The organism is Serratia sp. HNCC26DJ244, from assembly GCF_057180565.1.
In genome coordinates this window covers 54,579-72,870 of record NZ_JBXUGO010000010.1, presented here as the reverse complement: position 1 = coordinate 72,870, position 18,292 = coordinate 54,579, and the positions used below count along the sequence as shown (strand labels likewise).

Here is an 18,292-nt window from a genome sequence, read left to right as displayed (position 1 = left end):
CATCAATGTCACTATCTCAATGCGAAACACCTATTCAGAGTAAGGGTCTTGTTCAAGGAAGGTTTAAAAAGCGGCTGACGCTGACCGATTTAACCTTTATTGGTCTGGGGGCCATTTTTGGTTCCGGCTGGCTGTTCGCAGCCAGCCATGTGGCTGCCATTGCCGGACCTGCCGGGATTTACTCTTGGCTGATCGGTGGGGTGGCTGTGTTGCTTCTGGGGATTGTCTATTGTGAACTGGGGGCGGCCTTGCCCAAGGCGGGCGGGGTGATCCGTTACCCCGTTTTTTCACATGGCGAGTTGATGGGGTATTTAATGGGGTCGATTACCCTTATTGCCTTCTCCAGCCTGATCGCTATTGAAGTGGTCGCCGCGCGCCAATATGCGGCAGCCTGGTTTCCCTCGTTGACACAAGTCGGTTCCAGCAGCCCGACCCTGTTTGGATGGGGCGTACAGTTGGCACTGCTCTGCTTCTTCTTTTACTTGAACTATTACAGTGTCAAAACGTTCGCCAAGTCCAATAACATCATCAGTATTTTCAAGTTTGTGGTGCCGCTACTGGTGATTGGTGTCCTGTTTACTTTTTTCAACCCCGATAATCTCACTGTACAAGGGATTGCGCCATTTGGTGCTGCTGGGGTGCAATCGGCGATCTCTGCGGGTGGGATAATTTTTGCTTATCTGGGGCTGACCCCCATTGTTTCGGTGGCCGGTGAGGTAGAAAATCCGCAGCGTACTATTCCGATCGCCCTGATCCTGTCGGTGGTGCTTTCCACAATTATCTATGTGATGTTGCAACTGGCGTTTCTTGGTGGGGTGCCTACGGCGTTACTTGCCAATGGCTGGGGCTCGATAGTGCAACATTTCACTCTGCCTTATCGCGATATTGCGTTGATGCTCGGGGTGGGGTGGTTGGCATTTTTAGTGGTGAGTGACGCGGTGGTCTCACCCAGTGGTACCGGTAATATTTACATGAATGCCACACCGCGAGTGGTGTACGGTTGGGCCCGCAGTGGGACTTTATTTAAGGTTTTCACGCGGATTGATGCTGACTCCGGCATCCCTCGCCCTGCTCTATGGCTGACGTTTGGTCTGTCGATTTTCTGGACGCTTCCCTTCCCCTCGTGGGAAACCCTAATCGGTGTGGTGTCTGCCGCGCTGGTACTGAGTTATGCGCTGGCCCCGGTGACGGCCGCAGGGCTGCGCCGCAACGCCCCCGATCTGAAACGCCCCTTCTATGTACGCGGGTTCGCCGTGTTGGCTCCACTGTCATTTATTATTTCAGCCCTGATTGTCTACTGGTCTGGCTGGGGCACGGTGTCTTGGCTCTTAGGGCTGCAAATCGCCATGTTTGTGGTGTATGTGCTGTGTAAGAAATTTGTTCCGGTAGATAAGGTCAGTTTTCAGCAACAGGTGTTTTCGTCTTTCTGGCTGATCGGTTTTTATGCCCTGATGATGGCAGCTTCTTACCTGGGGACTTTTGGCGGGCGCGGTATTGTGCCTGAGCCTTGGGATACCTTGATGGTCGCGGTGATCGCATTGCTGGTGTTTTATTGGGGGGCTCATACTTGTTTGCCGAAGGTCAATTTGCCCCATGACGATGAGGATTGATGAACAATGGAGACAGCGTGTATGAAAGATCGGGAAAGTACGGTACAGATGACGGTGGCGCAGGTGCATCAATTAGCTTATTCAGCTCTGTTATCGAATGGGTTCAGCGAGCGGCATGCGCAGGTGGTGGCGGAAAATGTCACGGCGGGTGAGCGTGACGGTTGTGCTTCGCATGGTCTCTATCGGCTGTTGGGTTGTGTCCATTCGCTTAAGGCTGGCAAAGTGTCTGCGGATGCCATGCCGGTGATTACACGCCAGACACCCGCGTTGGTACGCGCGGATGCACAGGGAGCATTCTCGTTATTGGCGCATCGACAAGCGCTTCCTTTATTGATTGAGCAGACCCGCCAATTAGGCATTGGCGTATTGGCGATCAATAATTGTGTCCATTTTTCTGCGTTATGGATGGACATTGAGCCCCTGACTGAAGCGGGTCTGGTTGCTTTGGCATTTACCCCCAGCCATGCTTGGGTTACCCCTGCGGGTGGTCATCGTCCACTGTTTGGCACGAATCCCATTGCTTTTGGTTGGCCTCGGCCGAACCATCCACCTTTTATCTTTGACTTGGCCACCAGCATGGTGGCAAGAGGTGAGATTGAGCTGCATCGGCGAGCCGGGAAACCGATCCCCGAAGGGTGGGGGATCACCGCTCAGGGCGAGGCAACAACGGATGCGGCTGCGGTGCTGGAAGGGGCGATGCTGACCTTTGGAGGCCATAAAGGCTCGGCGTTAGCGGCCATGGTTGAGTTGATTGCCGGTCCGTTGATCGGCGATATGACCAGCGTTGAATCGCTGGCCTTTGATGAGGGGACTCGCTCATCGCCACGTGGTGGGGAACTGATTATTGCCATTGATCCAGAGCGCTTTTTGGGGGCAGAAAAAGAGCAGCATTTTTCTCGAGCTGAAAAGATGTTCGCCGAGATGGTCAGCCAGGGGGCCAGGCTGCCCGGACAGCGCCGTTACCTGGCGCGTGAACGGGCTCTGAAACAGGGCTTGGTGATCCCACAGGCGTTATATCAGGATATCAAAGGGTTAATTCAACCCTCACACGCTAAATAATAGACTTAAGCTCAACAGCGCCGCCGCTTTATTGAGATTGATGACGAGGATAAAAACACTTGGCGTTTCTCATCAGCATTTGAGCAGACTCAAACCAGGCGCTCAAATGCTGATGTTCTAAGCGCCGTAACCCATCATTTTCAGCAATTGTTGTGCCTGTTGTACCGCTTCTTGCCGGTGGGCAACCCCGAGCTTTTGATACAGATTACGGATATGGGTCTTGATGGTGGTGGCAGCCACATCCAGTTCATTGGCGATTTGTTCATTGCTGTAACCGGAGTAAATCAGCCCCAACACTTGCCATTCACGCTGGGTCAGGGGGCTGGTGCGGATCAGCTCCGGTACTTGTGGATGCGTCAGCAGTTTATCGACAAAGTTTTCGTCAAAATGGGCAAATTTGTGGCGATGGTGCTGGTTAATATCGCGCAGAATACGTTGCGCACGATGTTGTTCCATTTCCGGTAAGGTGTTGAGCTGAAGCAATTGGCGTAATTGTTGGGCTATCGGTTCCCCTTCGATAACAAAGTGGCTGATAAACCCGGTACGATTAGCCAGTGAAAGCGCTTCTATCAGTACCCGTAACGCATCGCTTTTGCGGTCCATCTGCCAGTAGAGTTGATTGCTGAGCAGTAAATTACGGTTGAGGTCGCTTACTAGGCGCAGGCGGCGAGCATTGTCGTTTAATTCGTCGAGCACCACTTCTGCTTCTTCATACTGACCAAGCAGGATTTGCACACGGGCAATATTACGCCATTGCCCCTGCATAAAGTGGTTGTCCGCCATGCCGGGTTTTTCGGTATGGCGGAGCCAATGGGCCGCCGCAGTGGTATCACCGGTCATCTGCCAATAAATCACGCGTGGTTTATCCGCATTGGTGATCCAGTCGCGGTGGTACTGCGCGCCTTGTTGCAGGTCGTCACAACGCTGCAAATAGCGGTTGGCATTATCTAGATCGCCCCGTGCCAAGGCGCATTTTGCCAGCATGGCCAAGCATTGTAACTGTTGCTGGGGTTGGTAGTTGGCTAAAATCTTCAATCCTTCACGGGCAGCCTCTTCCGCTTCACCCAATCTTGACCATGACCAGAGAAGTTGTGAGCGGATACGCAGTAGGAACTCGTGCATGGGCAGTTGTTCCAGATGCTGCTCATGTACCAGTTCGAAGGCTTTTTCCTGGGTTTCATAGGCGGCTTGCAGAAAACCTTGGGCAATCAGAATCTCACTCTGTTGTAACAGAGCCCACAGCGCATAATGATAAGTTTGATGGCGACGGGCCATCTGTTCTGTCTGTTGCATTATCGGCAACGCTCGCGCCAGCTCGCCTTTACAATGGTGAACTTCACCGGTCACCGAAGTGGTCACGATGCGACTGTAATAACTGGACAGTGGCAGGAATTTTAAGGCTTCGCTGGCTAACCGCGCGGCTTCTTCCGGTTTGCCGGCGTTGATGGCTACTTGGGCTCGCAGTGCGTCAAACTCCGCATGCAACGTTTGGTCAATGGTGAGTTGCTGCTGGCGCATGGCCTGTTCAGCTCGCTCCAGTTGGGTGTTGACTTCGTTGTAACGGTGTTGGCTTTGTGCCAACCAGGCTTGCAATAGCGCCAGTTTGGGTATCTGCACCAGTTGTTCATAAGGTAATGCGTTCAAGCACTCCTCTAACAGTGCCAGCTCACTGTGGTGGAACAGCGACCAGGCATGTTGCAACAGGATGTCGCGTAACATGCTGACATCGCTGGCTGCCAACGCATGGTGAATGGCCTCTGCCGGGTAACCCAGTGCCAGCCAGCCTTCGGCGGCGGCATGATGCAAGTCTGGTAACTCCAGCGCCAATTCCCACTGGCAGCGCTGACGCAAGAATGAGGCGAAAAGTGGGTGGAAGCAGAACCATTCACCGGTATCGTCCATGCGATGGATAAATAACCCTTGCCGCTCCAGCTCTTCCAGCCGCTGTTGGCCATTATCTTCCCCCGTCAGGCGAACGATCAGTGAGTCGTTCATTGAGCGCAATACGGAACAACGCAACAGAAATGCCCGGGAATGGGGATCAACGCGATCCAGGACTTCATCAGCCAGATAATCGGAAAGGTGGCTAGCGTTGAGCCGGGCCAGACGTTTGGCGGATTGTTGAGCCGATGAGGGAGATTGGCGAGCCGAGAGGGCGATCAGCTGTAGTGCGGTTGCCCAGCCAGCAACTTCATCGCACAGGCTGCTACTGTCATCTTGTTCTAGAGGTGAGCTCAGACGGCAGTCAAAGAACTGTTTGGCCTCCGGATGGGTAAACGCCAGTTGTTGTGTATTTAATTCTAATAATTGGTCGCGTACGCGCAGGTTGGCGATGCCAATTGGCGGTAAGGTGCGCGTGAGCAAAAATAGCGTCAGATTCTCTGGCTGGTAGCGCAGGAAGAAACGCATCGCTTCGTGGATCAGGTCATTGGTGATCAGATGGTAATCATCAATCACCAGGTACAAAGGTTGATGCCAATCAGAAAGCTCAATAAACAGTTGTGAAAAGAGTGTGGAGAGACTGGCGTACTGGTGTTTTTGGCTTAATGCTTCACTTTTCACGCAGTGGCCGTTAGTCGCTTGCTGTAGCGCGGCGATCAGATAACTGGCAAAGCGCTCTGGCTGGTTGTCACTCTCGTCCAGAGAATACCAACCCAAATCAGATTTATCGGCGGCCCACTGTGCCACTAAGGTGGTCTTACCATATCCTGCGGGGCAATTGACCAACGTCAGGCGATAGTTCACTGCACCGGCTAACTTCGCCAGTAGACGTTCACGTACCACGGTATTTTGTAGCCGTACCGGGCGGCTCAGTTTTGATGGAATCAGCATAATATTCCAGATGTAAAGTATGGTCCCTGCCGCTGAAGGAGTCGCTAACAGCATCTCCTTGTAACATGATCCTGTTTTACTACTGAAGTTGCACTAATTATTTTGTGGTTCGTAATTAATAGAGCTTATTAAATTCGAACATCAGCAAACGTAATGCAACAAGGATAAGTTTTGGCTTAGAGTTTAATTGCTATTGATCACATTTTTTAGGTAGACACCATCGCAGTTTGTTGTATAGACAGGTAGTAATGCCCTTGTCTATTACAGGGTAATAAGGATAGGTTAATGTCGTAGACCAGCCCGCTATTTTGCTGTGCATTGATGACTCTTATGAGTTAATGGCTTCGCTAGAAGGGGGTTAAACAGTGTCCAAGATCACAATTCCAGCTACGCCCCAATCCTCCTCCCCAGCTAATCCTCAAGCGGGATGATGCTGTTATCTCTTCTCCCCGGCACGATAGTGAAAAAATTGGCTCATTTATCCGATAGAGAGTTTTTCTTATGCCACAACTTATGCTCAATAAGGGTGTTTTTCAGGCTGCGCTGACTCGTCAGTGGCAGCGTTTTGGCCTCATCTCCGCACAGCAGATGACTCAGCATCAATGGTGGGAAGCTGTGAGTGCAGCTCTTGCCGAACAATTGGGCGCACAGCCAGCACCGAGTAAAAACAGCCTTTCGTTGCGCCATGTGAACTACATCTCAATGGAATTTCTGATTGGCCGCCTGACCGCCAATAATCTGATCAATCTTGGTTGGTATGACACTGTAGAAACCGTACTGGCAGAGCAGAATGTGAAATTGGCGGACCTATTGGAACAGGAAACTGACCCGGCATTGGGGAATGGTGGCTTGGGGCGTTTAGCAGCCTGTTTCCTCGACTCAATGGCCACCGTTGAGCAACCGGCTACGGGTTATGGTTTGAACTACCAATATGGTTTGTTCCGTCAATCCTTCAAAGAGGGGCGGCAACAAGAGGCACCGGATAATTGGCAGCGCGAGAGTTACCCCTGGTTCCGCCATAATGCGGCGTTGTCAGTGGATGTGGGTATCGGTGGCAAGCTGGAGAAGTTGGCCGATGGCCGTGAGTTATGGCATCCGGCATTCACTCTGCGCGGTGAGGCTTGGGATTTGCCGGTGATCGGCTACCGCAATGGCGTCACCCAGCCGCTACGTTTGTGGCAGGCAAGCCATGCCCATCCGTTTGATTTGGCAGCGTTCAATGAGGGTAAATTCCTGCAGGCGGAAAAACAGGGTGTTGAAGCGGCCAAGCTGACCCAAGTGCTCTATCCGAATGATAACCACCAGGCGGGTAAGCGCCTACGCTTGATGCAGCAGTATTTCCAATGCGCTTGCTCAGTGGCTGACATTCTGCGTAAACACCATCAGGCTGGGCGTAAGATCGAAGATTTACCCAAGTACGAAGTGATCCAGCTTAATGATACCCATCCGACCATCGCCATTCCTGAGCTGCTACGAATTCTGCTCGATGAGCACCAATTGGATTGGGATGCCGCTTGGGCGATTACCAGCCAGACCTTTGCTTATACTAACCACACATTGATGCCAGAGGCGCTGGAGTGTTGGGACACCAAACTGGTGCGCAGCCTGCTGCCGCGCCATTTCTCGATTATTATGCAGATCAACGCCAACTTTAAGCGGGTGGTGGAAAAGCAGTGGCCGGGTGATGAGACGGTTTGGGGCAAACTGGCGGTGGTTCATAACAAACAGGTACGCATGGCTAACCTCTGTGTTGTCAGCGGCTTTGCGGTTAACGGTGTGGCACAGTTGCACTCGGACCTGGTGGTGAAAGACCTGTTCCCGGAATATCACCAACTATGGCCAAATAAGTTCCACAATGTCACTAACGGCATCACCCCACGGCGCTGGCTCAAGCAGTGTAACCCACAGTTGTCACAGCTTATCGACAGCACCTTGAAAGTGGAGTGGGCTAATGACCTTGATGCTTTGCGTGGGTTGGAAAAATATGCCGAAGATGGCGCATTCTGTGACAAATACCAGCAGATTAAGCGCGATAACAAGGTGGCGTTGGCCAACTATGTTCACCAGGTGATGGGGCTGACACTCAACCCGGACGCCATCTTTGATGTGCAGATCAAACGCCTGCACGAGTACAAGCGGCAACATCTTAACCTGCTACATATCCTTTCGCTGTATCGCCAACTGCGTGATAACCCGCAATTGGATATCGTGCCTCGGGTGTTTTTGTTTGGTGCCAAAGCGGCACCGGGTTACGACCTGGCGAAAAATATTATTTACGCCATCAATCAGGTAGCGGAAAAAATCAATAACGATCCGCTCGTCAAGGAACGCCTGAAGGTGGTCTTTATTCCTGACTATCGCGTTTCTGTCGCTGAATTGATGATCCCTGCCGCTGACGTTTCTGAACAGATTTCTACGGCGGGTAAAGAGGCTTCAGGCACCGGTAATATGAAATTGGCACTCAATGGTGCCCTGACCGTCGGTACGCTGGATGGTGCCAATGTCGAGATCGCACAGCAGGTGGGTGAGGATAATATCTTTATTTTTGGTAACACGGTGGAACAGGTGAAGGCCCTGCTGGCTAAAGGCTATGATCCGCGTAGTTATTATAAGAAAGATAAACACCTGAAAACGCTGCTTGATGAGTTGGCGAGTGGCGCATTCAGCCATGGTGATAAGCACGCCTTTGACATGATGTTACACAGCTTGTTGGCGGGGGGAGATCCTTATCTGGTATTGGCCGATTTTGCTAGCTACTGCACGGCGCAACAGCAGGTGGATCAATTGTATCGTGACAGCGGTGAATGGATACGACGTACTATCCTTAACACAGCCCGTGTAGGTATGTTCAGTTCTGACCGTTCGATTCGCGACTACCAGCAGCGCATTTGGCAGGCCAAGCGTTAAGGAGAGCGAATGAGTAAAGGTATTGATCAGGCGGCCACCCAGGCCGGAATTGCTGCCAACTACATGAATGCCCATGGTAAACGCCAGGCGACTTCGCCGGAAACCAAGCGTAAGTTGCTGGCTGCGATGCGTGGCAACCCATCGCAGCCCGAGGGGGCTCCACTACCGAATGTTAAAATTTTTTACCATGGTAGTCCGTTGGCCTTGCCACTAGCGGGCAAGGGTGAATATCTCTGGACGTTGCACTGTGAAGATGGCCACCAGCAACAAGGTCGCGCCAGTGCGGGGAAAACCTTGACGCTGCCTGGCAAATTACCACTAGGCTATCATCAACTCATCTTGAGTCAGGGGGAACAACAATGGGCCTGCCGGCTGATTATCGCGCCGAAACGTTGTTATGAACCGGATGTGTTGTTAAGTGGCAAGAAGCTGTGGGGGGCTTGTGTCCAACTTTATACGTTGCGTTCCGCACGTAATTGGGGCATCGGTGATTTTGGCGATTTGCGCGTGATGATCGATGAGGTTGGGCAGCGTGGTGGTGCCTTTGTTGGGCTTAACCCGATTCATGCTCTTTATCCAGCCAGCCCGGAAAGTGCCAGCCCTTATAGTCCTTCTTCCCGACGCTGGTTGAATGTGGCGTATATCGATGTCAATGCAGTAGAGGACTTTAAACGCAGTGAAGGGGCCCAACAGTGGTGGCATCAGGCCACCACACAGCAGTTACTGGAGCAAGCGCGCAATAGTGACTGGGTAGATTATAGCGCGGTGATGCAATTGAAACTGACTGCGCTAAAGCTGGCTTTTCCACTGTTTCAGGCTCGTCAGGAAGAGGATGCGCTGAAGCAGGCATTTGCCCATTTTGTTGAGCAAGGTGGCAGCAGCCTCTATCAGCAGGCGGCTTTTGATGCACTGCATGCCCATCTTCTGGCGCAAGACAGCAGTATGTGGGGCTGGCCGGTCTGGCCTGAAGCCTATCGCCAAGGCAACAGCCCGGCAGTGTTGGCATTCTGCCAACAGCATGAGGATGAAGTCAGGTTCTACCTGTGGTTGCAATGGCTGGCAGCCAGCCAGTTTAGCGACTGCTTCCGTCAAAGCCAGCAACGGGAAATGCCGATTGGCTTGTATCGGGATCTGGCTGTGGGGGTGGCAGAAGGGGGATCTGAAACCTGGTGTGAGCAGGATCTGTATTGCCTGAAGGCTTCGGTAGGGGCACCGCCTGATATTCTTGGTCCACTGGGGCAGAATTGGGGGTTACCACCGATGGATCCCCACGTCATGGTGGCGCGTGGCTATCAGCCTTTTATTGACTTACTCCGTGCCAACATGACCAGTTGTGGTGCTCTGCGTATCGATCATGTCATGGCGTTGTTGCGCTTATGGTGGATCCCCTACGGTGAGACGGCGGATCAGGGGGCCTATGTAAAATATCCGGTTGACGATCTGCTGGCGTTATTGGCGTTAGAGAGCCAGCGTCATCACTGTATGGTGATTGGTGAAGATCTTGGCACGGTACCGGTGGAGATTGTCGCTAAATTGCGTGAGAGCGGCATTTACTCTTACAAAGTGCTCTATTTTGAGCATGATGAGGAAGAGCAGTTCCGTGCGCCGCAGTCTTACCCGGTACAGGCGATGGCGACGATTACCACCCATGATCTGCCGACAATGCGTGGTTATTGGCAAAGTGGTGATTTGACGCTGGGTAATAAACTGGGGCTCTACCCGGATGCCGAAGTGCTTAAAACACTGTTTGCTGACCGAGAGCGCGCCAAGCAAGGCTTGCTGGATGGGCTGCACCGTTACGGTTGTGTGCCACAAAAGGTGAGCAAGAAGGCACTCTTGCTGGCAATGAACCCGACACTTAACCGTGGTCTGCAGCGTTATGTGGCTGACAGTGCCAGTGCGTTGCTTGGTCTACAGCCGGAAGATTGGTTGAACATGGCGGAACCGGTGAATATTCCAGGTACCAGTGATCAATATCCTAACTGGCGGCGCAAACTGAGCCATACACTGGAAGAGATGTTTGCCGATCCGCAGGTGAATCGTTTATTGAAAGATTTAGATAAACGACGCAGGAAAGTATCGGTCGCTTAACGTTGTCAGGTTGATCAGTCATCCCCCAGTCAAATGAGTGGGGGATGACTTAAATATCAATAATATGAATGCTCACCACGTTGATGTTCGGTCAGGTCCCGTACACCTTTGAGTTCAGGGAAGCTCTGTAGCAGCTCTTTCTCGATCCCTTCCTTCAAGGTGACATCAACCATTGAACAACCATTGCAACCCCCACCAAACTGCAGGATGGCCAGCCCGTCGTCAGTAATTTCCATCAACGTCACATGGCCGCCATGACCCGCCAATTGTGGGTTGATCTGCGATTGCAGCACATACTCTACGCGTTCCATCAGGGGCGCGTCATCAGTCACCTTACGCATTTTGGCGTTAGGTGCTTTCAGCGTCAGTTGTGAACCGAGTTGGTCGGTCACGAAGTCGATTTCAGCCTCTTCCAAATAGGGCGCACTGAGTTCGTCAACATAAGCAGAGAGTTTGTCGAACTTGAGTTCAGTATCCGTGGCTTCCACCGCATCGGGTGGACAATAGGAAACGCCACATTCAGCCGTTGGCGTACCTGGGTTGATCACAAATACGCGGATTTGGGTGCCTTCTTCTTGATTCGCCAGCAATTTGGCAAAGTGTTCCTGTGCAGCATCGGTTATACGAATCATAGTGTTAGCTCAATAGTTGACTTCTATAGTAGGGTATAATACGCCTATTGCTGTGGTACTACAATGTGCGGCAAATACACCATATCTGTAATGATGCCACACCTTGTTTCTGTAGTAGTGTAGCGATTTCTGCCACGGTGCTACCAGTGGTGACGACATCATCCAGCAAAGCCACATGCCGCCCAGCCAGATTTTCATCGCAGCGAAAAGCTCCACGTAGATTACGCCGTCGTAAGCGTGCTATCAATTGCTGTTGTGGTGAGGTGGCTCTCACTCGGCGTAAGGCCGCAGGATGATACTCACACCCTAGCCAGTGCGCCAATGGCCGCGCCAGCAGGTCACTTTGGTTGTAACCGCGCCGCCAGCAACGCTTATTCTGCAACGGGACGGATAAAATGATCTCCGGTTTGTTCAGAGAGTGTTCGCGGCGTGCCTTTAGCCAGTGCAGCAGGAGTAAACGCGCCAAGGTGGCCGCCAGTGCGGGTGTGCGCTGGAACTTGAAACGCTTAATCAGCGAGCTGAGCGGAGGACGGTAATCAGTCACAAAAACCAGAGACTGCCAAGGAGGCGGTTTCAGTAGGCAACGGCCACAGGGCTGATGTGGGTCGCCACTGGGCAGACCGCAGCAGGGGCAACAACAGGGGTTACTGGGTAATAAGCGTAGGCAGTAACTGCATATACCCTGTTGCTTAAGCTGTAATGGTTGTCGGCATAGCCAACAGCGGCTGTGGATTGGTAGCATAGTCCCCCCTTGTGTTAGATCCATCGTCATGCAAGTGGCAAGGCGAAGCGTAGTAAGGACAATAATTGATGACAGCGTTGTATTGGCAAACATTAGGTGAAGGCGATCGCGATCTTGTGCTGTTGCACGGGTGGGGACTGAATGCGGAAGTGTGGGGTTGCTCGCTAGCGCGATTAGCGCCGCATTTTCGTCTGCATCTGGTGGACCTGCCCGGTTATGGTCGCAGCCAGGGGTATGGGGCACTTTCATTACCACAAATGGCCGAGATTTTATTGGCCCGAGCCCCCGCACAGGCTTACTGGTTAGGCTGGTCACTCGGTGGGCTGGTGGCTGGGCAAGTTGCCTGGATGCAGCCAGAACGCGTGATGGGGCTGATTACCGTCGCCTCTTCCCCTTGTTTTACCGCACAAAGTTTTACCGCACAAAGTTTTACCGCACAAACACCGTGGCCGGGGATCCTCCCCGAGGTGTTGAGTCGCTTTCAGCAACAGCTGAACGAGGATTTCAAGCGGACCGTAGAGCGTTTTCTGGCGTTACAGACTTTGGGTACCGAGAGTGCCCGTCAGGATGCCCGTCAGTTGAAAACGGTGGTGCTTAATCAACCGATACCGAGCGTTGAAGTCCTGGATAATGGATTGGAGATGTTGCGTACTGTAGACCAGCGGCAGCAATTGATAAGTTTAACGTTACCCATACTGCGCGTTTACGGTGCTCTGGACGGGCTGGTCCCACGTAAAGTGGCCCATCAGCTTGATGAACTGTGGCCAAACTCGGCGTCGGTGGTGATCCCCAAAGCGGCCCATGCCCCTTTTATTTCTCACCCCGAGGAGTTTGCCCGCATTATTTATCAATTTGCTGCCGCTTGAATGAACTGGGGTATCAATGAGATGCCCCCGATGTTCATTTCAAACGATAAACCACCAGGCTACAACCTTGGCCTTGGGGGCAGTTTCGGCAACTACCGCTCAGGCAGGATTGACTGCTTTGTTCAATACGTTCCACCTTGCCCATCGCAGTCAAGCGTTCCAGAATCGCCTCTACCAGTGGCAACGGTGTCGCCAGTTGGCGGCTCAGTTGCTGTGCCTGGGCACTGCCCAGCAGGGCCAGCGCATCACGAATTTGTAGCAAGCTGGCCATTAATGACAATCACCTTGTGGATGCTGGTGGCATGTCACGGGGGTTGCACTGCGTAGCCGAATGGTGATGCGGTTGCGTGCTTTACGTAAACCGAGCAGAACCAGTGCATTGAACAGGAGCACCAACAGGATTGACACCATACTGTATTGTGGATGTTGGCTGAAGGTTGCCACTTGATAGAACAGGGTGGACAGTGAGTAGGCCACATTGAGTCCCCAGAGAATGGAGAAGGTCATCCAGCCACGGCTAGACTCACGGGCAATGGCCCCCATCACTGAAACACAAGGGACATACAGCAACACGAAGATCAGGTAGCTGTAGGCTGAGATTGCAGAACCAAATTTGCTGCTCATCACCCCCATTGAGCCGCTGTCCATTTCCCCATCGCCTTTGCTGGCCTCGATGGGGTTGGCGAGTACACTGAGGCTGAAGGTTTGCTTGATACTCTGCCAAGTTTCTTTGGCCGCGGCCCCCAGTTCATCAAGTAGGTTAAAGCTGGCGGCATCAAACGGTTGTTGAGTGATCTGTTCGGCGGTATACAAGGTGTTAAGTGTGCCAACCACCACTTCTTTCGCCATTGCACCGGTAACCAGGCCAACGGTAGCCTGCCAGTTATCAGGGTGAATCCCGATGGGCTGCAACAGCGGCGTGAGCACTTTGGATACGGACGCCAGGGCGGAATCATTGATGTTGTCTACCGGTTTACCATTGAATGAGAAGCTGTTCAGGCCGCCAATCAGGATACTGGCTATCACGATCACTTTTCCTGCGCGTAGAACAAACCCTTTCAGGCGTTGCCAGGTTTGCAGCAGCAGGCTTTTTAAATGTGGCACATGATAGACCGGTAATTCCATCACAAAGGGTGAGGCTTCACCGCGCATGATGGTGTATTTCAATACCAAGCCGGTGAGGATAGCAACCGCAATTCCCAGCATATAGAGTGAGAACACCACACTCGCACCATGTTGGCCGAAGAAGGCGGCAGCGAATACGGCGAAGATTGCCAAGCGTGCACCACATGACATAAACGGTGCCATCATGATGGTGATCAACCGTTCACGTTGGGCATCCAGCGTGCGAGTACCCATGATCGACGGCACGTTACAACCAAAGCCGACAATCAGTGGGACGAAAGATTTGCCAGGGAGCCCAAGTAATTGCATCAGGCGATCCATCACAAACGCCGCGCGCGCCATATAACCGGAGTCTTCCAGAAATGACAGGAACAGATACATCATGCCGATTTGTGGCACCAGTGGCAGAACCGTATTGATACCGCCCCCCACACCTTGTGCCAGGAAGATAGTGAGCCATTCCGGGAAGTGCAACGTGTAGCCGACCCATTGGATACCCTGGATAAAGATCGCTGCTGAGCCGAGATCGAAAATCGGCTGTAGTGCGCCACCGATATTAATCGCTAACAGGAACATCAGGTACATCACCAGCAGGAAGATCGGCACACCTAGCCAGCGGTTGAGGATCACGCGATCCAAGGCGGCGGTCAGGCGGTTGGGCTGAGCTTGCTGAGCGTTGCTGACGGCATTGCAAATGGTAGCGATGGATTGGTAACGGGCATCAGCAATCACCAGCGCTGGGTCATCAAGGTGTTGTTGTAACGTCAGTTTGACCTGCGGCAGCATGTTCACCGCATCACCTGCCAACTGAACACTGTAGATGTCACCTTCTAGCATTTGCAGTGCCAGCCAGCGGCGCTGTTCCGTTGGCAAATTCTGTGGCATGGCAGCGGTGAGTTTGGCGATTTCTTCTTGTAGCTGCGGCGGGTAATTTACCAGTGGTTTGAGTTGGTTAAACTGATGACGGTCAATGGTCCACTTTAAGCTGTCGATACCATTGGCTTTGGTGGAAACCAGCGAGACCACCGGGCAGCCGAGGCGATCAGAAAGGGCGTCGATGTCGATTTCGATATTCTGACTTTTGGCGATGTCCTGCATGTTCAAGGCGACGATACAAGGAATACCCAGTTCCAGCAGTTGGAGTGTCAGGTAGAGGTTACGTTCCAGATTGGAGGCATCAACCACGTTAATCAGCAAATCTGCTTCACCGCCCAGGATATAGTGGCAGGCAATCTGCTCATCCAGAGAGGTTTGCGCTGAGATGGTGGTGAGCGAGTAGGTTCCGGGGAGGTCAACCAGCGTCACTTGTGATTGTGGAGTGGTGAACTGACCTTCTTTGCGTTCAACCGTGACGCCAGCCCAGTTACCGACATGCTGACGCGCGCCGGTGAGTTGGTTGAACAGCGTGGTTTTCCCTGAATTCGGATTACCGATTAAGCCAATAGTTATTTTCTTCATCATACAACGTGATACCCGTCAGTCAGTTAAGACGGCAAAAACGGCGGCAGGCGGATAACCTGCTACGGTTGATTCTCAAGCAGAATCAGGTCTAAATCTTTTTTCCGCAGCACCAGGCTGACGCGGTGAGTTTTTATTTCAATGGGATCACCCAGTGGTGCCACCCGCACGACGTTAAATAGCGAGCCGGGCAACATTCCCAGTGACAGGAGTTTCTGGCGATAGGCAGGGCTGATTTCGCTGGAGAAACCGGTAATTTTATATGTCTGTTTAGGAAGAAGATTCATATTACCTTCTTAATGATCGCTCTTTTCTGCTGGAACACTGTGTTCAGAACCCTTTGTTACCCAGGCTACCTGCATTGATAAAGTGAAGGTAAGTTGGTTAGGGCATTCTACTCCGACCATTGAGTAAAGAACAGACTAATACTAATGAGAATGATTATCAAATTCAATATGGGAAGTATTCGACAATAATGACGGGGTGTGACAGCACTCATCGTTAATCAGATGACGGCTGTCGTTAGGCCCGTTGCCGCGGAGTTGGCGGCAACGGGCTATGGCATCGGTTTAACTTTTTTTGCCAAAAGCTGCGGCCAGTGCATCGCCCATGGCGCTGTTGCCGGCTGGTGAGCTGTTACGTGGCTTGGCTTTGTTGTCTGCGGCTCGGGCAGGGGGGTTACGCGTGGCAGGGCTATTGTTACCGCCGCCACGGCGAGCTGAACCTTCACCGGGTTGTTCATCAAGGCGCATGCTCAACGCGATACGTTTACGCTGCAAATCGACTTCCATGACCTTCACTTTAACGATGTCACCGGCTTTCACCACAGTATGCGGATCCTCAACGAACTTATCCGCTAACGATGAGATATGGACCAAGCCATCCTGATGAACACCAATATCAACAAAGGCACCAAAGTTAGTGACGTTGGTTACTGAGCCTTCCAGGATCATGCCAACCTGCAGATCATTGAGCGTTTCCACACCTTCAGCAAAGAGTGCAGTTTTAAACTCTGGGCGAGGGTCACGCCCGGGTTTCTCTAACTCTTTGAGGATATCGGTGACGGTGGGAACACCGAATTTTTCATCGGTAAAGTCACTGGCTTTGAGAGTGCGAATTGCATTGGGGTTACCCATCAAATCCTGCAATGCTTGCTGAGTTGCGGCAAGAATACGCTCTACCACCGGATAACTTTCTGGGTGAACCGTTGAGGAGTCCAACGGGTTATCCCCGTGGTTGATGCGTAAAAAGCCAGCGCATTGTTCAAAGGCCTTTGGCCCTAAACGACTGACTTTCAGCAACTGCTCGCGGTTGCTGAAGCGACCATTCTCATCACGCCAAGTGACGATGTTTTGCGCCATCATGCGAGTGAGACCGGCTACACGCGTCAATAACGGTACCGAAGCGGTATTGAGGTCAACACCCACCGCGTTCACACAATCTTCTACCACCGAGTCCAACTTTTTTGCCAACTGGCTCTGGCTGACATCGTGCTGGTATTGACCAACACCGATCGATTTAGGATCGATTTTTACCAGCTCCGCCAGCGGATCTTGCAAGCGACGGGCGATGGAAACAGCTCCCCGTAGCGATACATCGAGGTTTGGAAACTCCAGCGCAGCCAACTCAGAAGCAGAATAAACGGAAGCACCAGCCTCACTGACAATCACTTTTTGTGCATTCACTGCCGGGAATTGCTGTTGCAATTGCGTATAGAAGCGCTCGGTTTCCCGTGATGCGGTGCCATTACCGATGGCAACCAGCTCAACTTGGTGTTTGATGCACAGTCGAGCCACGATCTCTGCCGCTTTTGCTGTCTGCCCGGTATGTGGATAAACGGTATCGGTAGCAACCAGCTTGCCGGTAGCATCGACAACCGCCACTTTGACGCCCGTACGTAGGCCCGGATCCAGGCCCATGGTGGCGCGCATACCAGCAGGTGCTGCCATCAGCAGGTCGTGCATGTTGCGGGCGAAGACGTTGATCGCTTCATCTTCAGCACGCTCACGCAGGGTACTCATCAATTCAGTTTCCAGATGCAGTAACACCTTGATACGCCATGTCCAGTTAACCACGGATTTGCGCCAGGCATCTGCGGGGGCGTTGTTCAGCCGCAGATTGAGGTGATTGATGACAATCAGCTCCCCCTGGCTTTCACGTGGTGTTTCTTCAAACTGCGGATCGGCATTTAACGTCAGTTGCAGTATGCCTTCATTACGGCCACGGAACATCGCTAAAGCACGGTGTGAGGGAACCTGAGCAATAGGTTCATGATGGTCAAAGTAGTCGCGGAATTTAGCGCCCGCTTCTTCTTTGCCTTCCACCACTTTGGATACCAGATGGGCATTTTTCCACAGGTAATCACGGACTTTAGCCAACAGTGTGGCATCTTCAGCAAAGCGTTCCATCAGGATGTAGCGCGCACCATCCAGTGCCGCTTTGACATCACTAATCCCTTTTTCTGCATCAACAAACTGTTCCGCCAGTTGTTCTGGCTGTTGTTGTGGATCCTGCCAAAGAGAGTCAGCCAGCGGTTCCAGCCCAGCTTCGATGGCTATTTGCCCGCGCGTGCGCCGTTTAGGCTTATAAGGCAGGTACAGATCTTCCAGCTCGGTTTTACTCTGCGTGGCGTTAATTGCCGTGGCTAATGGCTCGGTCAGTTTGCCTTGTTCATCAATGGATTTGAGAATGGTTTGGCGGCGATCTTCCAGTTCACGCAAATAACTCAGGCGAGTTTCCAATTGTCGTAGTTGGGTGTCATCCAGCCCACCAGTGACTTCCTTACGGTAGCGTGCGATAAACGGCACGGTATTACCTTCATCCAGCAGGCGAATAGCGGAGTCAACTTGCTCCGGTCGGGCCTGCAGTTCGGTTGCAATAATTCGGCTTAGTGGGTCAGTCATAAGTCAGTTATCTGTTAGGAACGAAAATCGATAGGGGGACAGTTATACGTATTGCTGGGGCAAAATG

General features: G+C 52.3%; 12 protein-coding genes. 5 read left to right on the top strand and 7 right to left on the bottom strand.

The features are described from left to right. Positions 1–5: 5 nt before the first annotated feature. Together AC2A06_RS10280 and AC2A06_RS10275 are read left to right on the top strand one after the other, a co-directional pair. Positions 6–1,610 carry an APC family permease gene (locus tag AC2A06_RS10280; RefSeq protein ID WP_484380195.1) on the top strand — a complete coding sequence of 535 codons (1,605 nt, stop codon included), beginning with the start codon at positions 6–8 and terminating at the stop codon, positions 1,608–1,610. 21 nt (positions 1,611–1,631) lie between these two features. Beyond that, positions 1,632–2,669, top strand: a complete 1,038-nt coding sequence (locus tag AC2A06_RS10275) for an Ldh family oxidoreductase (RefSeq protein WP_484380194.1) — start codon at positions 1,632–1,634, stop codon at positions 2,667–2,669. Between the two features lie 117 nt (positions 2,670–2,786). Here the strand turns inward: AC2A06_RS10275 and malT are convergent, their stop codons facing one another. Then, positions 2,787–5,501 carry an HTH-type transcriptional regulator MalT gene (gene malT / locus AC2A06_RS10270; RefSeq protein WP_484380193.1) on the bottom strand — a complete coding sequence of 905 codons (2,715 nt, stop codon included), beginning with the start codon at positions 5,499–5,501 and terminating at the stop codon, positions 2,787–2,789. A 501-nt stretch (positions 5,502–6,002) separates the two neighbouring features. Here malT and malP point away from each other — a divergent pair. Further along, complete coding sequence (gene malP, locus AC2A06_RS10265) at positions 6,003–8,408, top strand: maltodextrin phosphorylase (RefSeq protein ID WP_484380192.1); 2,406 nt, start codon at positions 6,003–6,005, stop codon at positions 8,406–8,408. A gap of 9 nt (positions 8,409–8,417) precedes the next feature. Then, a complete protein-coding gene (gene malQ, locus AC2A06_RS10260; protein WP_484380191.1) occupies positions 8,418–10,499 on the top strand; it encodes a 4-alpha-glucanotransferase in 2,082 nt (693 codons plus the stop codon). A gap of 56 nt (positions 10,500–10,555) precedes the next feature. Here malQ and nfuA read toward each other — a convergent pair whose 3' ends face one another. Both nfuA and gntX read right to left on the bottom strand, forming a co-directional pair. After that, complete coding sequence (gene nfuA, locus AC2A06_RS10255) at positions 10,556–11,131, bottom strand: Fe-S biogenesis protein NfuA (protein WP_473196560.1); 576 nt, start codon at positions 11,129–11,131, stop codon at positions 10,556–10,558. Positions 11,132–11,189: 58 nt separating this feature from the next. After that, the gene (gene gntX, locus AC2A06_RS10250) at positions 11,190–11,873 is read right to left on the bottom strand and encodes a DNA utilization protein GntX (protein ID WP_484380190.1); all 684 of its coding nucleotides are present in this window, start codon (positions 11,871–11,873) and stop codon (positions 11,190–11,192) included. Positions 11,874–11,941: 68 nt separating this feature from the next. Between gntX and bioH the strand changes: the two genes are divergently transcribed. Further along, positions 11,942–12,739, top strand: coding sequence for a pimeloyl-ACP methyl ester esterase BioH (bioH, locus tag AC2A06_RS10245; RefSeq protein WP_484380189.1), 798 nt, complete (start codon positions 11,942–11,944; stop codon positions 12,737–12,739). A gap of 34 nt (positions 12,740–12,773) precedes the next feature. Here bioH and AC2A06_RS10240 read toward each other — a convergent pair whose 3' ends face one another. From AC2A06_RS10240 to AC2A06_RS10225, 4 genes are all read right to left on the bottom strand, one after another. Further along, positions 12,774–13,010, bottom strand: coding sequence for a FeoC-like transcriptional regulator (locus tag AC2A06_RS10240; RefSeq protein ID WP_023490083.1), 237 nt, complete (start codon positions 13,008–13,010; stop codon positions 12,774–12,776). Beyond that, the gene (gene feoB / locus AC2A06_RS10235) at positions 13,010–15,322 is read right to left on the bottom strand and encodes a Fe(2+) transporter permease subunit FeoB (RefSeq protein WP_484380231.1); all 2,313 of its coding nucleotides are present in this window, start codon (positions 15,320–15,322) and stop codon (positions 13,010–13,012) included. The genes AC2A06_RS10240 and feoB overlap by 1 nt, the downstream gene beginning before the upstream one ends. 62 nt (positions 15,323–15,384) lie before the next feature. Beyond that, complete coding sequence (feoA, locus tag AC2A06_RS10230) at positions 15,385–15,609, bottom strand: ferrous iron transporter A (protein ID WP_023490085.1); 225 nt, start codon at positions 15,607–15,609, stop codon at positions 15,385–15,387. Positions 15,610–15,891: 282 nt separating this feature from the next. Beyond that, positions 15,892–18,225 carry a Tex family protein gene (locus AC2A06_RS10225; protein WP_484380188.1) on the bottom strand — a complete coding sequence of 778 codons (2,334 nt, stop codon included), beginning with the start codon at positions 18,223–18,225 and terminating at the stop codon, positions 15,892–15,894. Positions 18,226–18,292 lie beyond the last annotated feature (67 nt).